Origin of the sequence: Ochrobactrum sp. SFR4 (genome assembly GCF_019730395.1) — a bacterium.
Taxonomy (GTDB): Bacteria; Pseudomonadota; Alphaproteobacteria; order Rhizobiales; family Rhizobiaceae; genus Pseudochrobactrum.
The window spans coordinates 1-385 of the sequence record NZ_JAAPBB010000308.1; the positions used below are offsets into that span (position 1 = coordinate 1).

Annotated in this window: 1 pseudogene; it reads right to left on the minus strand. The window is 48.6% G+C overall.

Annotation, left to right across the window (positions count from 1 at the left end):
• Positions 1-360 (minus strand): annotated as a pseudogene (locus tag HBA93_RS19120) (hypothetical protein); the annotation flags it as partial.
• Positions 361-385: the final 25 nt, after the last annotated feature.

The following is a 385-nucleotide window of genomic DNA, read 5'->3' on the forward strand; positions in this document are numbered from 1 at the left end:
GACCTTGGGACCAGTTTTGAAAAGCGGGTGAGATTCCGTCAATGATCTGATCTTGGAGAGGACATTAGACATGTCCTTGTTCCGATTGAACACCATGATTGCTGTCTTCGTATCGCGCCAGGACAGGTATCCCAGAAGTTGATCGATCGTATCGCTAAAGCCTTTGTCGCCTCGCCAGAATTTGCACTCGGCGATGAAGATATTACGCCCCTCGTCACGCACTAGAATGTCGGTTTTGCCCTCAGCGTTGAATGTTTCTCCGGTTGCTTTTCCCTCGTAGTGCCCATTCAGTTGCACTAGGAAATGCTGGCGAATATCTTCTTCTTGCATAGTCGCAAATGACGATGGGCTGCGCTCCATTACCAAGGTCATGTCTTGAATGATT